General features: G+C 56.6%; 14 protein-coding genes. 2 read left to right on the forward strand and 12 right to left on the reverse strand.

All coding sequences use genetic code 11. The features are described 5' to 3' along the window. The first annotated feature begins 35 nt into the window (after window positions 1–35). Window positions 36–1,181: an iron-containing alcohol dehydrogenase gene (locus ACR0CW_RS12395; RefSeq protein WP_155145701.1), complete on the forward strand. Its 1,146-nt coding sequence runs from the start codon at window positions 36–38 to the stop codon at window positions 1,179–1,181. Window positions 1,182–1,279: 98 nt separating this feature from the next. On the opposite strand, the gene ACR0CW_RS12400 is transcribed toward ACR0CW_RS12395, so the two are convergent. From ACR0CW_RS12400 to leuB, 5 genes are read right to left on the reverse strand one after another with little or no spacing between them, the layout of a single operon-like run. After that, entirely contained in the window at window positions 1,280–2,830 is a 1,551-nt protein-coding gene (locus ACR0CW_RS12400; protein WP_480788024.1) for a trimethylamine methyltransferase family protein, read from the reverse strand. Beyond that, complete coding sequence (locus ACR0CW_RS12405) at window positions 2,827–4,164, reverse strand: MmgE/PrpD family protein (protein WP_480788025.1); 1,338 nt, start codon at window positions 4,162–4,164, stop codon at window positions 2,827–2,829. The genes ACR0CW_RS12400 and ACR0CW_RS12405 overlap by 4 nt, the downstream gene beginning before the upstream one ends. Window positions 4,165–4,177: 13 nt before the next feature. Then, window positions 4,178–5,659, reverse strand: coding sequence for an aldehyde dehydrogenase (locus ACR0CW_RS12410; RefSeq protein ID WP_480788026.1), 1,482 nt, complete (start codon window positions 5,657–5,659; stop codon window positions 4,178–4,180). Then, complete coding sequence (locus tag ACR0CW_RS12415; RefSeq protein WP_480788027.1) at window positions 5,656–7,320, reverse strand: GMC family oxidoreductase; 1,665 nt, start codon at window positions 7,318–7,320, stop codon at window positions 5,656–5,658. Before ACR0CW_RS12415 ends, ACR0CW_RS12410 begins: the two co-directional genes overlap by 4 nt. Then, window positions 7,317–8,402 carry a 3-isopropylmalate dehydrogenase gene (gene leuB / locus ACR0CW_RS12420; protein ID WP_480788028.1) on the reverse strand — a complete coding sequence of 362 codons (1,086 nt, stop codon included), beginning with the start codon at window positions 8,400–8,402 and terminating at the stop codon, window positions 7,317–7,319. The genes ACR0CW_RS12415 and leuB overlap by 4 nt, the downstream gene beginning before the upstream one ends. A 99-nt stretch (window positions 8,403–8,501) precedes the next feature. Here leuB and ACR0CW_RS12425 point away from each other — a divergent pair, with 99 nt between their 5' ends. Then, window positions 8,502–9,386, forward strand: a complete 885-nt coding sequence (locus tag ACR0CW_RS12425; RefSeq protein ID WP_480788029.1) for a LysR substrate-binding domain-containing protein — start codon at window positions 8,502–8,504, stop codon at window positions 9,384–9,386. A gap of 109 nt (window positions 9,387–9,495) precedes the next feature. Here the strand turns inward: ACR0CW_RS12425 and ACR0CW_RS12430 are convergent, their stop codons facing one another. The 7 genes from ACR0CW_RS12430 to ACR0CW_RS12460 form a co-directional block, all read right to left on the reverse strand. Next, complete coding sequence (locus ACR0CW_RS12430) at window positions 9,496–10,272, reverse strand: hypothetical protein (RefSeq protein ID WP_155145689.1); 777 nt, start codon at window positions 10,270–10,272, stop codon at window positions 9,496–9,498. Window positions 10,273–10,393: 121 nt separating this feature from the next. Further along, entirely contained in the window at window positions 10,394–11,287 is an 894-nt protein-coding gene (locus ACR0CW_RS12435; protein ID WP_480788030.1) for an RDD family protein, read from the reverse strand. Further along, window positions 11,284–12,279 (reverse strand): stage II sporulation protein M, encoded by a 996-nt coding sequence (locus tag ACR0CW_RS12440; protein WP_480788031.1) that lies wholly within the window; start codon window positions 12,277–12,279, stop codon window positions 11,284–11,286. The genes ACR0CW_RS12435 and ACR0CW_RS12440 overlap by 4 nt, the downstream gene beginning before the upstream one ends. Continuing rightward, window positions 12,279–13,523 carry a DUF58 domain-containing protein gene (locus ACR0CW_RS12445; protein ID WP_480788032.1) on the reverse strand — a complete coding sequence of 415 codons (1,245 nt, stop codon included), beginning with the start codon at window positions 13,521–13,523 and terminating at the stop codon, window positions 12,279–12,281. Before ACR0CW_RS12445 ends, ACR0CW_RS12440 begins: the two co-directional genes overlap by 1 nt. Before the next feature lie 35 nt (window positions 13,524–13,558). Continuing rightward, on the reverse strand, window positions 13,559–14,515 hold the full coding sequence (locus tag ACR0CW_RS12450) for an AAA family ATPase (protein WP_155145681.1): 957 nt from the start codon (window positions 14,513–14,515) through the stop codon (window positions 13,559–13,561). Next, entirely contained in the window at window positions 14,505–15,818 is a 1,314-nt protein-coding gene (locus tag ACR0CW_RS12455; protein WP_480788033.1) for a hypothetical protein, read from the reverse strand. Before ACR0CW_RS12455 ends, ACR0CW_RS12450 begins: the two co-directional genes overlap by 11 nt. Continuing rightward, window positions 15,815–16,474 carry a DUF4129 domain-containing protein gene (locus tag ACR0CW_RS12460; protein ID WP_480788034.1) on the reverse strand — a complete coding sequence of 220 codons (660 nt, stop codon included), beginning with the start codon at window positions 16,472–16,474 and terminating at the stop codon, window positions 15,815–15,817. Before ACR0CW_RS12460 ends, ACR0CW_RS12455 begins: the two co-directional genes overlap by 4 nt. Window positions 16,475–16,505 lie beyond the last annotated feature (31 nt).

Below are 16,505 nucleotides of genomic sequence, written 5' to 3' on the forward strand. Positions count from 1 at the left end.
GCGAGGTAGGCCTCTATCTTGAAGGAAACTCTGACATGAGCCTTGTTGGAAACTGGTCGTATCCGACCGCAATCAAATTTGGTGCCGGGCGCATCAAGGAACTGCCCGAAGCCTGTGCGGCTGCGGGCATGAAAAAGCCTCTGCTGGTCACGGATAAAGGGCTTGCCGATTTGCCGATCACCACAGCGACGCTGGATATCATGGAGGCGGCCGGTCTTGGTCGCGGCCTGTTCAGCGATGTGGATCCCAACCCGAATGAAAAGAACCTGGAAGCTGGCGTTGCTGCCTATAACGCGGGCGGCCATGACGGTGTAATCGCATTTGGTGGTGGCTCAGGTCTGGACTTGGGCAAGATGGTGGCCTTTATGGCCGGTCAGACGCGGCCCGTTTGGGATTTCGAGGACATCGGCGACTGGTGGACCCGCGCAGACGCTGACGTCATCGCGCCGATCATCGCCGTTCCGACAACGGCCGGTACGGGTTCCGAGGTCGGACGCGCCAGCGTCATCACCAACTCTGAAACGCACGCGAAAAAGATTATCTTCCATCCCAAAGTTTTGCCAACAGTCGTGATCTGTGATCCTGAGCTGACAGTGGGCATGCCCAAGTTCATCACAGCGGGAACCGGCCTTGATGCCTTTGCACATTGTGTCGAAGCCTATTCCAGCCCGCACTACCATCCGATGAGCCAGGGTATTGCGCTGGAAGGCATGCGTCTGGTCAAGGAATACCTGCCACGTGCCTATGCAGATGGAACCGATATCGAGGCGCGCGCCCAGATGATGAGTGCTGCGGCGATGGGCGCAACTGCGTTCCAAAAGGGTCTGGGTGCAATCCACGCCATGAGCCATCCTATTGGCGCGGTGTTCAACACTCATCACGGCACGACCAACGCGGTTTGTATGCCAGCGGTTCTGGATTTCAATGCGTCGGCTATTGCAGATCGGTTCAACGCGGCGGCAGCTTATCTGGGTATCGAGGGCGGTTTCGACGGGTTCCGTGCCTTCGTGCAGGAGTTCAATGATTCATTGGGCATACCGCGCAAACTGTCTGAACTGGGTGTGACCGAGGCATCGATCCCTGAATTGGTAAAGGGCGCAATCATTGACCCATCCTGCGGTGGCAACCCAATCGAACTGACCGAGGAAAACCTGACGCAATTGTTCAAAGCGGCGCTTTGATACAACCAAAAAACAGGCAGAGCAGTACGGGGCAGGGGACAGTTTCCCTGCCCCTTTTTTGTGAACAAAGCTCTCAGCCGTTTTGCGTTGGTAGCCGGTTAACGGTCAGAATTTCCAGCGAGCTTGCGAATGGGAAAGCGGCTTCGGATCTCCTGATCCAGTTTATCCGATATGTGAGAGGGCGCAGGCATCGAAAGCAGTTCACGGGTTTTGATGCGGGCCCGCTCAAGAAGATCCTTGTCGGGGGCCGCTGCCCATTCCTGCGGTGTGCGCCGGTCGGCCAGCGCGGGATAAAAGTAGTCACTTTCCATCCTGTTCAGGGTTTGACCATGCCCCAGAAAATGACCCGGCCCACCCACACAAACCTCGCGTATCGCCTCAAGAGACAATGTCTCTTTTGAGACCTCAAACCCACGTGTTGCGCGCATGACCGAACCGATCAGATCATTGTCCAGAACGAAACTTTCGAGTGAGCAGCCCAGTAATGAGCCGTACATGCCCGCCGCCTCATAAATCAGATTGGCGCCGGCAAGGGAGGCGAGCAATTCGGTGTACCCCTTCTCAAACCCGGCCTGAAAATCAGGCAACTTGCTGTCCGTCATGCCTGCGCTGACGGCGCAGGGAATGCCGTAGAACCGGGCCATCTGCGCACAGGCGGCCATCAGCAGACCCTGTTCTGCGCTGCCCCCGGACATTGCGCCGGTGCGCAGGTCGCTGACAAAGGGCAGGGCACCGAATGTGGCGGGATGACCTGGGTTCAGCAGATTGACATAAACGATGCCCGCCAGGACTTCGGCGGTTTGTTGTGCGACGGCACCGGCCAGTGGGGCAGGACTGGTCGCCCCGGCCTGCCCGGCGGACACCAGTTTGAGAGGGATACCGTGACGGGCGGCACATTCGATGACGCCCAATGCCTCTTCGGCGAAGGTCAGGGGCGGCACGATGAAACAGGTCGATACACAGATTGGCGGTCGTGCCCGCAGGGCTTCTGGCCCACCGGCTATCATCTCAAGGATCTGAACAGCGTCTTCCATTGCCTCGGTCGAGCCGAACGAGGTTCCTGTTGGCTTTGCAGTTCCTTTCAGGCAGGCATAGGCTGTGTTCAAATCCATCTCGCGTGGATCAGAAAGATCCCGTGCGACAACCGTACGCTGGAACATGTGGATGTTTGGCAGAACATGGGCCAGTCGCGCCATGTCATAGAGGTCCTGCAGCGTGGTATCGCGAATGTCACCGGTCTCGCTGTCGATAATGTGCACAGCCGCCCCTGATGTGCCGAAATGAGTGCGTGCGCCTGAAGGGTCCAGATCGAACTGCGGGCTCTGCCCGAACAGTTTGAAATCTCGACCTGCTCCCTTGAGTGTTTCCCGCACCATGTGTTCGGGAAAAAGCAGGCGTCCATCTCCGGTCAATGAGCCTCCGGCGGCACAGACAGTATCTATACAGGTTCGGGTCGCGCCTTTGACGCCGATCTCTTCAAGGACGCGCATCGCCGTTTCATCGATCATCCTGATTTCGTCGTTTGTCAGAGGGGCATATTGCCCGCCTTCGATACCGGGCCAGATAGCAGTGCTTGGTCCCGAACCGGCACCTTCGTTGCGCGCTTCTTTTCGGGCTGCGCGCCCGCCGCTGCGTCTGCGTGCTGTCATTTGGCTATCTCGCTGAAAAAATTTGCAACATCTGGCGCGTCCGGCCAGTTCATGAGCTTTGAGAAACCGTCTTTGTCGCGACCGGTGACTTCGGCGAACTTGTTGGCGAGTTGTTCATTCGTCATCGGGTTCTGGGGCGCACCAAGTGGATAGGCGCAGCGGGTCTCAAGAATTTCGCCCCCTGAAAATTCAACCCGCAGACAATCGGGCTGCTCCGGGTCGTAGTTCAGGTCGGGATTGAGAGCGGGTTCTGCCGTCACTGTCGTCAACTGGATCAACCGCGCAACCTCAGGGCTTTCCCAGAAACAAGCTTCACTATCGTTCAATGTCAGATCACCTGCCACAAGTGCCTGTCCGACACAGGCAGGCGCTGAAAACAATGCCTCGTTCCGGGTGACGGGGTTCTGAAAGGGCAGGATTTCAAAGTGAAAGTCAGGCAGGGTCGCGGATATGGCCGTGACCTCTTCCAACCGATCGATGATTTGCGGGCGCAGCTCCAACGCGGCCGTCATCAACCGATGCGTATATCCGCAAGAGGGCCAGGGTTTGAGGATCAGACCATATTGCTGCAAGGCCCATGGTGCGCCCAGACCGGCGAAAGCCCTTTCAAACCGCGCTTCACTGTGATCGCCCAAAAGGCCCGCGAAACCGCGAGGATGGTCAAGAACATGGACCTGCGCCGAAACACCCTCAGCTGCCATCAAGGCGGCTTCAAGACCGTTTCGTGCTGCCCATCCGGCTTGCAATGGTTTGGCATTCGAGCCGAACTGAAGGGTCAGGCCCGTCGCCTGCGACACGGACAGTGCCAGCGCATGCGACGTCTGTTCGGGTGAAAGTCGCAGCAATCGGGATACGGCGCCGGCCGCGCCTATGGTTCCTAGTGTTGCTGTGCTGTGAAACCCACGGGCGTAGTGATCCAGCGACACAGCTTCACCGAGCCGCATGATGATCTCGGCCCCGATGGCATAAGCGTTGCTCAGTTCTTTGCCGCTGGTAGGGCTGAGATGGGTGGCTGCCAAAAGGGCAGGCAGCAGCACGACAGTCGGGTGCGTGTTTCCCGGCTCTTCCCAGTCGTCCAGATCCCAAGCGTGACCTGCAACCGCGTTGGCCAGTGCCGCGTGGGGCGCCGCCAGTTTCTGATCGCTACCGTAGACTGTCGCCGATCCGGTGCCTGTTCGACTCAAGGCACGAATTGCACGTTGTGTGACTTCGGCGTCGGCCCCAGCGAGGATACATCCAAAGCAATCAGCGACAGCGGGTGCAATAATCTGCCGCAACTCATCACTCGGGTTTGCGGATGTGGCGAAATTTGCGAGGCGCTTTGTTGCAGTCACGGTTGGCCGTCCTTCATTCAAATGGATCGGGTTGATGCGGGTCGGTCGATAGCCAGACAGATTTCGTCTGCATGAAGCAACGCATCCCTTCCCAACCGTTTTCACGGCCATAGCCAGACTGCTTCATGCCACCGACTGGTGATTGGGTGGCGGCGTTGAAGTAATTGTTGATGTAAACGGTGCCTGCCTCGATGCGATCTGCAAACCGCATCGCGCGGGCCATATCCCGCGACCAGATACCGGCGGCAAGACCGTAGATGGTATCGTTGGCAATGCGGATTGCGTCTGCCTCATCTGTCCAGGCTTCGGTGCTTACAACGGGGCCAAATACCTCGTTCTGGGCAAGACTGGAGCTGTTTGGAACATCGGCAAAGATGGTCGGGCCGATGTAGTACCCGGCGTCTCGGCAGGCCGAGCGTCCATCCAGCAGCAGGGTGTGCCCCGCTGCTTCGGCGGCTGCGATCCGGTTCAATACGGCCTCGTAATGTGGCCGGTTCGCCATTGGACCGATCTGTGTTGCCGGATCCAGAGGGTCACCGACGCGGGCTTTGCGAACGACTTCGACCAGCCCGTTGGTGAATTCATCGATGACATCTGCATGAACCAATAGTCGAGAGCCCGAGATGCAACTTTGACCGCCCGGCGGGAAAATCCCGGCTGCAACTCCGTTGACGGCAAGTTCGATGTCCGCGTCAGGGAAGACGATCTGAGGGGATTTCCCACCAAGCTCCATCACCAGGGGCTTGACCTGTTGCGCGGCGGCGACTGCTGCCGCCTTTCCACCTGCGGTGCCGCCCGTAAAGCTGACCATTCGGACATCGGGGTGTTCGATCATCGGAGCTGCCGTCGTCGGCCCATAGCCGGTGACCACGTTCAGGACACCCGGAGGTAGGTCTGCCTCGAGCAGAACATCCATCAGTTCCAGCGTCGAGCAGCTGGAATGCTCAGAAGGTTTCAGAACCACGGTGTTTCCCGCAGCCAGACAGGGCGCTAGTTTCCAGATCAGTGTTCCAAGCGGTGAGTTCCACGGCAAAACCTGCGCCACAACGCCGAACGGCTCCCATGTCATGTAATTGTGAATGTTCGGTGCTTCGGCAGGGATGACGCGACCTTCGAACTTGTCACACATACCCGCGTAATAATGCCAGCTGTCCACTTGCCATTGGGCCGGTTTCAGCCCCGGCGTGATCATCGATGGAAGCTTGCCGTTATCCTGCGTCTCGATCGCACCCAGACGGTCAGCGTATTTTGAGATGACATCGCCAACCCGACGCAATGCCCGCCCACGCTCGGCAGGTTGCATTCGGCCCCATGGTCCGTCGTAAAAGGCGGATTTTGCTGCGGCCACTGCCCGGTTTACGTCGGCTTCTCGGCAATCGGGTATACGGGCCCAGACCTTTCCGGTAGCGGGGTTTTCGCTGTCGATGTATTCCCCTTCAGCCGGGTCATGCCATTGATTGCTGACGAAGTACTGAAAGATACGTGTCTCGGTCATTCGGGTCTCTTTCCGGGGTATTCAGGTGGCAAAGCTGCGCGTCCAAGGATCATGTCAGCAGCCTTTTCAGCCATCATGACAACGGTTGCGTAGAGGTTTCCAGTGATTTGAGTGGGCATCGCAGAGGCGTCGCAAACGCGCAGCCCGTCGACGCCCTGAACACGCAGTTCATTATCCAACACATCTCCCATTCGAGCTGTGCAGCAGGGATGATGCCCTGTATAGGCGCTTTGACGGATCGCTTCGGTGACTTCAGCCTTCGTATGCGCATCTTTCCAAACCCCGATTTCGCCCGTGTGGTATCGGGCGATGTCGGGCTGAGACATCACCTCACGCATGACGGCAACGCCTTTTCTCAGATCATCCAGATCTTTTGTGTGGGCTAGATAATTCGGATCAATCAAGGGATGCGTGCGTGGATCGGAATTGGCCAACCGAACGGTTCCGGTTGATTGAGGCCGTTCAAGATTGATGTCGATCTGAATTCCCGGCCGGGCCATCTTGCGGCCGCGGACCAACAGCTTGCGACCCAGGCGCTGAAGCAGAGGCACATTCTCATCCGCGCCGTTTCCCAGGTTCTCCTCGACCACCATGGGCGTCATAAATACCTCAAGCTCAGGCAGGGCTGGGTCCTCGAAAGCGTGGAAGAGCACGGTTGAAAAAAATGCGCCACCGCCGAGGCCAGAGCCATTCAGCAGCCACTTGCCCATCAAGATTGCGGCCTTGTCCAGCCGCTGGTGTTTTGCGTGGCTCAGATCGATCCGCTCTGATCCGTATTGCATCGAAACATTCGGGTGATCAGCCAGGTGAGCTCCAACCGAAGGGAAATCCGAGACGACATCAATTCCGTGATCGCGCAGATGATCCGCTGGCCCGATACCTGAAAGCATCAGCAACTGCGGCGAACCAAAAGCGCCCTGACATACGATGACTTCTTGATTTGCGCGGACGACCTCACCGTCGGTGGTTTCAACCCCGATTGCGCGTTTACCTTCGAATATGATCCGCCCGATCTGGGCATTTGTACGGACCGTCAGATTCGAGCGACGGTTCTGCAGATACGCAATCGCCGAAGATTGTCGGATGCCGTTTGATACGGTGCTGTCGTTTCGCGCGACGCCTGTTCTTTCAGATCCGTTGAAGTCGTCAAGCTCTGTGTGTCCTGCTGCCTTGGCGGCTGAGATAAAGGCGCGTTCGATTTCACCGAAATTACGCGCTGGTTCCGTTTTGAGCGGTCCATTGGTGCCGTGCCATTCATCCCGACGATCGCGTGACCCTTCGGCGCGGCGGAAGTAGGGCAGGACATCCGCATAAGACCACCCCTCCAACCCCAATTGACGCCAGTTGTCATAATCGGCTGCCACGCCACGCATGTAGATCATACCGTTGACGATGGAGGATCCACCCAATGCCTTGCCGCGCGCATAGTAGATGCTGCGCCCATTCAGGGCGGCTTGCGGGACCGAAGTGTAACCCCAATCCAGCCGTGGATTGCCAAATACAAATCCGTTTCCGGCTGGCATCCGGATAAAAAGGTCGCGTCCATGGCCACCTGCCTCGATCAAACAGACCGATACATCCGGGTTTTCTGAGAGCCGGGCCGCCAGTACGCATCCCGCCGAGCCACCACCGGCAATGATATAGTCGTAGGCAGGGCTCATCCGTTGACCCGTGCAAGGATTGCATCGGTCATTTCAGAACCATTTGCCTCACCACCCAGATCCGGCGTCAAAATGCCGTCATACAGTGTTTCTTCGACAGCGTTTTCTAACAGAGATGCAAATTCAGGCAGACCGAAACTGTATTTGAACATCATGCCGACCGAAAGGATTGTACCGACCGGATTGGCGATGCCGCGCCCGGCAATGTCGGGGGCTGATCCGGCGGTGCTTTCATACATGCCGAAAACCGGACCGCAGGCGGGATTGGCGGACAATGACGCCGACGGTAGCATTCCCAGCGAACCGGCATAAACGGCCGTCAGATCACTGAGTACATCGCCCATTTGGTTGCAGCACAGAACCACATCAAAATCTCCCGGGCGCTGCATCAGTTGATAAGCGCAATTGTCCGCAAACATGTTCTCAAAAGCCACGTCAGGATAATCCTGCGCGACCTCTGTCACCACTGTGCGCCACAGTTTGTAGCTTTCCATCACATTGGATTTGTCGCAGCTAACCAGCCGTCCACGCCGTTCGCGCGCAAGTTCGAACCCGCCACGCGCGAAACGCGATACTTCATCCTCATCATAGGCAGTCAGGTCATATCCCTGTCGCGCACCATTCCTGATGCGCTGGCCACGTTCGTGCGCAAACATCGCCCCGCCACACATTTCGCGCAGGATCAGAACATCTGCTGTGTCCGCGAGGCCCGATCGAAATGGTGTTTGGCGCATCAAAGGTTTCCAGGCACGCGCCGGCCTCAGGCCAAGGTAGGTCTGCAGATGGTGCCGCAGATACATAAGGCCATCCTGTTTCTCAGCACCGCCCGGGACGCGGATGTTGTCCCATTGAGGGCCGCCAACAGCACCAACCAGAACCGCATCGGATTGACGGGCCTTTTGCAGAACCTCGTCCGAACAGAAAGTGCCCAACGCATCCCAAGAGGCGCCATGCAGCAAATCCTGTTCGATTATGAGCTTGATACCAGTTTGTCGCGCCAGAACCTCTGCCGTGCGCAAGCCATACCCCAAAATCTCTGGGCCAATCCCGTCGCCGCCCAAAGCCAGGATCCGTTTTTCCATAGATCATTCCCTAACCGGTCGCTGAGATAGATTTGCGCGCTTGAAATGAGAGAAAAAGATGGAAATGGTGAATGACAATAGTTCCTGAAAGGAATGAATATGTCGCGCCAATCTCTTCCGCTGCAACAGATTAAAGCGTTCGAAGCAGCAGCGCGCCGTCTCAGCTTTTCCCGGGCGGCCGAGGAGTTGAATGTGCTTCAGCCGGCAATCAGCCGCCATGTCGCGGCATTGGAGGCAGAGCTTGGGGTCAGGCTTTTCTTGCGGACCAAGCCGCGCCTTACATTGACAGAGGATGGCGTGTTGCTGGCGGATGCGGTGTCGCGCGGCTTTGATGCGATCAGCAATGGGATGGATGCCTTACGGGCCAGGCGCGGTGATGAAACCATCGTGGTCAGCGCCAGTATCGGCTTTACCAGCCTGTATCTGCTACCGCGTCTGGCGGAGTTTCAGGCCTTGCATCCGTCTACGAAGATTCAGATCGTGACCCGGGATCAGAACCCTGATTTCAACGCCAATAAGTGTGACGTGGTCATATTGTTCGGTGAACAGGGTGTTCCGGGCACCAGCAGTCGTCGAATTTTCGCTGAGCGGATGGTTGCAGTCTGCCATCCCGATCTGTTGAACAACGGGCAGAGTTTAACCCATGCTGAGCTGGCGCAACGCAAGCTTTTGCACATGTCCGAACTGGATCATAACGGTGACTGGAAAAGGTTCTTTGAAGGAACAGGGATCGAAATCCCAAAGCCACCGGCCCATGATGCGTACCTCAGCTACATGGTTTACCTGAGAGCCATCCAGAACGGATTGGGCATTGGCATCGGCTGGCGACCCTTACTGGATGAGTATCTGAGCAGCGGCGCACTGGCACTGGCCAGCGCACATGAGTGCAACACCAAGCGGGGTTACTTTTGTTCGATTACGTCCGCAGGGCAATCAAAGCCAGGAACGGGTTTGTTTCTGGATTGGATTGGAGAGGTTAACTGAGTGGGTAGTGCGCCAGGCTCAATGCACTAATCGTCTGGCCGTAGAATTAAAAAACCAGCAGCCTTACGAAAGGGCTGCTGGTTTAATTTTTGCGCGCCGTGCGTCGTGATTATTTGAACACGTCCACCAGATCGGAAACGCTGACACCTTCTTTGATCTCTTTAAGGCGTGCGAAGATCATCGCTATCGCGATACTCGCCAAACCATAAGAGATTGCGTTGATGATTGTCTCAAGAAGCACTCCAAGTCCAAAGAGAGAGCCACCTGATATAGCTGCCAGGATAAAGGCGGTCACGAAGCCGAACAGGAACAGGCAGAGGAATATCAGGAACAATGCCCCGATAATCGGCCAGCGGTAACCTTTGGTCAGTTCGGCGCTGCGACCTAGGGCGCTAAATCCCGCACCTTCGATTACGATGACAGGTACGAGCATCGAGAAAACGGCGTAAAGCCAGATACCGGGTATGATCAACAGCATGAAGCCGATTGCGTACAGGATCGAAGCTACAATCGACAACACAATGATGGCAGGTAGATTTCTGATTGCGGTGGAAAAATAGCGACCAATCTGAGCCGACCGACCAAGTTTGGCGTCATAAGAAAACTGAACCAGAGTTGCCGTAATGATCGACATCATCACCAGGCTGAACAGAAACGCCACACCGAACCTGCCAACGAAACCGGCTGTGTCGAATTCAGCACCCGGCTCAAGGCTTGTGGTGGTGTCCAAGTTCATGGAGTTGGTCAAAATTACATCGAACAACGCCGGAATGAAGCCCAGAAGCGCGACCACGGGAAGCTTGCTGAACAGAATTGAAAAAGAGTCGCCGACAACCGATCCGACACCAAAAGGGGTATGTGCCCCAGAGTTAACTGCATCTGTCATACTGAATACCTCATCAATATCTTAGACTATCTGATTGAGATAAAGCCTCGCAGCGGCACTCATCCGCAAGAAGAAATGCGCAGAGCCTGCTCTCGTCAGTGTAAAATTACAACAGGCTATCTCAGGCCTGATCATCCTGCGCGGCATGATATTTGTCAGCGCGTTTGTCGCCAAAGAGCTGCCGTTGCTCAAGATATCCGCGTTGCGCTTTGTAAAAAGCCTCAAGAAAGGCTTGCTGATCCTGTGCCCGGACGGGATCGGCATATTCGATCTTACGCCTGATCTGATCAACGATTGCTGCAAGGGTTTCCTTGTGGCGCTTGTAGGCTGCGGGACCTTTGGGCCTGTCGCTTGCGCGCAGGAACCCTTCAAGTGTTTGCAGCTCGAACGCGCCGTAATGTTCCAGATGATGGGTCAGGAAACGAAACTTCTGCTCGTCTGCCACTGGTTGCCTGATCGCCTTTGACATGTCCTCAAGAAGAACCGGTTTGGGCAGGTGGATTACATATGTTCCCGCAATGATGTCGCCCAGCCGTCTGCGACGTTTGTTGAACAGCGGAACAGCCAATACGGCCATGATCCATAAAAGTGATATGATCGAGGGCACCATCTGGTTCGCATCCAGTGTCAGCAGAAGGGTGCCCGGCAGAAAAATCTCGGCCTCTTTCATCAGGTTGCGCACGACAAGTGATTGCGTTGTCAGCGCCTGCCCATCCGACGCAACGACCTTGATCTTCATGAGCCGCTTGCCGATGGTCTGGCCATTCCAGATCAGTTCAGACATCGCGTAGTAGGGGATGCGGATGAAAAAGAACAACATCGAGGCGATGGCAATCGCGGTTCCAGGCGTCACGATGTCCAAGGCCAGCGTCAGCAGAAACAGCGCCAAAGCACCGATCCCTGTGATCAGCAGATCGCTTATTTGTGCCGTTGTCCGCACACCGATGCCAGCGATCCTGAAATTCAGTGGCACCCCTTCGGGTGGCAGCAACTGATCCATCGGGCGAATGGTCATGACCGCTCCCTTCCACCCAGTGCAAACCACAGCAACCACAAAGCACCTACACCCCAGCCGATTGCAATGCGTGTGCTCTGGTCCTGAACAAGCTGACGCCCGAACCCTTCGAGTAATGCAGCAACGACCAGCATCATGGCCGCGATCATGGCCAGTTTGACTGCATCGTGGCCTGCAGCCCGCAATGCAGAAGCGCGGGTCTGATTGCCGGGGAACAGCACAGCAAGCCCAAGCTTCAGGCCACCGGCGCAGGCTATGCAGATCGCCGAAAGCTCGGTCACGCCGTGAATGGAGAGCCAGCCAAACAGATCCCAGCCAAGGTTTCGGTCGACATGAAGTGCAAAGAAAACACCTAAGATCAGCCCGTTATAGAATGTCAGCAGGATGGATGGTGCGCACAGAAAGGCACCCAGACCAAAAACGAAAATGGCAATGCGGGTGTTATGCGAAAAGAGATAAGTCGCAAATGCGCCAAGCCCCGATCCGTCTTCCTCTCCATAGAGTTGCGCATGCAGGTAGTCGGTGCTGGCGTCAGGGCTGCGCCCCCCGGCGAGTTCCGAAGGCATGAAGACGTAGAACCATTCGGGATTGTCGAAATAAAAGAAATAGCCAGCCACCGCCCCTGCTGCCATGCAGAGGAACCCAAGCAACAAAACCCGCCACGAGGCGCGCATGGCCCTTGGCCCTCCACTGGTTAGAAATCTGCGGATGATCCCGCCTAGCCGTTGCTGTGGCGCATAAACGCTCAGATATGCCCTGCTTGTAAGTGCCTCGAGATAGTCCAGTAGCCCGCGATCCAGTGAAATCTCACGCGCAATGGACAGCGATGTGGTTGCCTGACGATAAAGATCGGCCAGATCACGCGCTTCCTGAAAGCTCAGGCGGTGCATACCCTGATTTTCGGCTTTGTCGACCAACGCCGACAGCTTTACCCAGTCGGCTTCGCGTTCCTGCCGGAAACGGGCAGAGCGGATCAGGTCACTGTCTGACATCAGATCATCTCCCGCGCTTTGATTTCCAGATAGGTCGAAATCAGCCGTGCTGAAACATTACCCGGCTCTGTGTCGATGATGGTGACCCCTAGCTGATGCAGACGCTCGAGCACTACGCGTCGTTCATGCAGCAACTGTCCGGTGGACACCGTTTCGGCGACGCCGTTCATGTCTGAGGGAGTGCCTTTTACCTGAGCTTCCAAGATCGGGTCGCGCAGTGCAACGAACACGATCAGATGCCGCTTTGCCAGAACACCAACATTCTCGACCATCAACTCGGCCGAGGTAGTATCGACAAAATCGGAAAACACGATGATCAGGCTGCGTTTTGGTGTACGCCTGTTCAGTTCGGTCATGGCCAGCGTATGGTTTGTTTCGCGGCTTTCATAGCTTAGCTCTGCGGTACGGGTCCGCAGTCGTGTGAAGGCTGCGCGCCCGGGTTCTGGTGGCAAAAACAGCCGCGGTTCTGCGTCATAGGCGTACAACCCAACCAGATCGCCGCCGATTGCTGCGGCCCATGCCGTCGCCAAAGCTGCGGTAATCGCATGGTCGATCTTTGGTAGCCCGGCGATCTCTTCGCGCATTTGATATCCATTATCGAGCGCGATGATCACATGATGGTTGCGTTCTGCGCGAACCTCTTTCGCGACCAGCGAACGATGGCGCGCTGACCGTTTCCAGTCGATTGAACTGGCATCCATTCCGGGTACAAAATCCCTCAATTGATGGAACTCTGTCCCTTCACCAATGGCGCGGTTTTCCTTGACTCCAAACAGCCGGGATTGAACGGTCGTGGATATTTCACCTGACTGGACGCGGCGGATATTGGGTACGACTGCGACCTCAAGCCCGAAACCGATCTTGGGCACAAATTCGAACAGTGTCAGGCGCGAGGACCAGAACAGCCACACGTTTGGAAAAACCCATGTGCCACGCCGCACGGCCTCGCCTTTGATTGTGGCCTTGCCGATCCCGAGATCAAATTCTGACGGACCCTTCAGGCCTTCGGGCCAATCAAGATGCCCGCGCAGGCCCGCCGTGGAAGGTGAAACCTCCAGCGCTATGCCGAAAGGTTCGCCAACAAAGACCTCCCCCACCGGTTCCACTGAGATTGATCGGCGGCGGGGCCAAGACAACAGCAGATCCACCGCAGCGATCACACCCAGCAAAATCCAGGGCATGACGGCCACGTTTCGGGTTGCGTCACCCAGCACGATCGCTGCAAGTGACAGGCAAAGGGCCACACAGGCCGCAACCAGCAATTTTTGCGATGGTCGGATCAGCGGGGTGCCTCGATCTGGTTGAGGATGTTCTCAAGAACCTGCCGGGCGCTGCGCCCTTCGATTTCCGCAGAGGGGCTGAGAACGATCCTGTGTTGCAAAGCGTAAATAATCAGGTTTTTGACGTCATCCGGAATGGCGAAGTCGCGCCCGTTCAGGGCGGCAGTCGCACGGGCGGCCCCGGCGATAGCATCTGCAGCCCGGGTCGATGCACCAAAGGCGATGTCCGAACTCTCTCGCGTCGCGCGCACCAGCCTTAGGATATAGGCCAGAATATCGTCATCCAGAACGATGCCATCGATCAGGCTGCGCGCAGCGGCGGTGGTTTCGCCGTCCAATAGCGGTGCAACCGCCTGTGTTGCCGTCAGGAAATCCAGAGGTTCAGCAGCGTGCTGGCGCAGAATGGCAAGTTCGACATCTTCGGGCGGGAAAGTCAGGTTTATCTTGAACAGAAAGCGGTCAAGCTGCGCCTCGGGCAGTGGGTAGGTTCCCTGCTGCTCAATCGGGTTCTGAGTGGCGACTACCATGAATTCCGATCCCAGATCGTGGTCAGTTCCGTCTATGGTCACCATCCGCTCGTTCATGGCCTGTAATAGCGCTGCTTGTGTCTTTGGGGGCGCCCGGTTGATCTCGTCCGCCAGAAGGATCTGACTGAAGACGGGCCCTTTGGTCAGAACGAATTCGCTGGTTTGAAAATTGTAAATCGAAGTTCCAAGAACATCGCCCGGCATCAGGTCAGGCGTAAACTGAATACGTCCGAATGCAAGGTTGAGGGCACCTGCAAAGCTGCGCGCCAGCAGGGTTTTGGCTGTTCCCGGCGGCCCTTCCAGCAGCACATGACCGCGTGAAAACAGGGCAGTCAGCAGCAGGTCGATGGCCTCTTCCTGTCCCTGAACGACTTTGCCGATCTCCGTGCGCAGAGCCTCGGCATGGGCAAACAATTCATCAAGCGTCATCGGCAAATCGCTCCAGTATCGATTCAAATTTGTCTACATAAGTGATGGCGTCGCTGGCATTCAGATGCGCAGGCAATCCCCGGATTGTTCCCAGCAGGTCAGTCAGTTCAGCGGCCAGCGCAGGCTGGCGCGTCTGCATGTATCGCAGGTAGGCGGCTTCGACGCCGCCATTGACCACATGCCCCGGCCCAAATACCTCGGCTGCTTGTGCACGTATCCGGGTATCGACGAAATCTGACAGCAATGCGCCGTCCTGCCCGGTCAGCCGCATTAATCGCGCCCGCGCCCGGTTGGCTGCACGCTTCCCAGTGCCAAGCGATGGACCCTGATTGATAACCGGCCCGTTACGAATGCCACCGCGCCAGATCGCAAGCGCCAGAAGCAATGCCGCCCCGATCCACAAAATCCGGAACGGATACTCGAACAAACGCGCCAGATCCTCCCAGGTTCTTTCCCTCTGGACGATCTGCTCCGGCTCGGTCAGCCAGTTTCTGTCACTGTAGTCGATGACAATCCGGTTTTCCCCTGCGATTTGCGGCAGTAGTTGCGCGGCAATCAGAGCGTTTTCACCAAGTCGCAAACCGTGATTGTTCAGAACATCCGGATCGGACAGTACATAGGCCTGATCCCGGTCTCCGTCGCCAGGTAATGGGCAAAGGCCAAGTAGCATCGCGCCCGGCCTGCCGATAACTGGCTCGCATCCGATCCCTTCAAACGCCTGTCCTGCGTAAACTCGGGCGGCCAGCACTTCCCTATCCCCGTCATAATCGAAGTCCGAGAAAGGAGTGCGCATGTAGAACACCTGACCCACATCCGGGCCGACGATCTGATGCAGAACCGTTTGAACATCACCGCGGGGCGCCAGCAGGAAAGGATGACCGTACCCTGTCAGCCGCATGCCGCTGCGCCACTTGGGCAGAATGATCAGGCTTTGAACGGAACCGGCTTTCTCCTGAATGATATCGATCTGCTGATCAAATTCATCCGTCTGCAGCAGCAATTCTTCTTTGGTTCGGGCAGCCTTTCGATCTGTATCGGGATGCGTGTCGAATATCGGCTGGACCAACAAACCGATGGTGCTGCGATCCAATGGCCAGCCACCGGTGAAACTTTGGGTCGGTTGAGACTCGCTGTTCAACCAGATTTTTAGCCCGTCAAAACCGTTGGTGGATTCGCGCAGTACATATTGGCGTTGTGCGGCGAGATACAGGAAAACACCCAGAGACAGCAGAACCACCAGAGCGATTATGATCCAATCCAGCCTGATCTGAGGTGGGGGACTGGTCTGGCTGATGTCGGTCATGCGCGTGTCTCCCGCAATATCGGTCGAACCCGCGCAACATGTGCTGCAAAGTCGCTTTCGCTGATCGAGCGGCCGCCGAAATGAACACGTTCACTGTCCAGAACCAGCGCCCGCAGGTCTTGTATGTAAGACAGTGTTTGCGGCAGTTTTCGAAGGGCTTCGCGATGTGTCCAGCTGCGTTTGAACAGCACGCCGTTTGCATTGAGGCATCGCGTCAGGGCAAGCTGCGCCAATCCAATGAGCGCAAGCTGGCGGTCGGGAATATTGAGGATTGTATCCAGATCAGATTGGTCCGCTGGGTCAGGCCCTTCACCGTTGGATTTCTGCCTCGATTTGCGCCGAGTGTTCTCTACGCCTTTGCCGAATGAAACGGATGTTCCACCTGCCGTGAAGTAGACGAATGCCACCAGGATCCCCAAAATCAACAGCATGATTATGACGGTTGTCGTTTGAGACCCTCCTGAAAAGGTCCAGGAACGGTTTTCCTCTGAACGCTCAGGCTTTGGCTTGGCATCTGTTTCCAGCGGTGGGGCTGGTCGCGTCGGATCAAAATACACGACGTCGCTGTCAATGCCGTGATATCGGATCGCATCCAAATAGGCCCTGCCGGACTCACTGAGTTCAGGAGGATCAATGACCGCTTCCTGCGCGATCACATGGGAAGCCGCGCACGCGAAAAAAGAGAAA

This window comes from Ruegeria sp. CH6, from assembly GCF_056537005.1.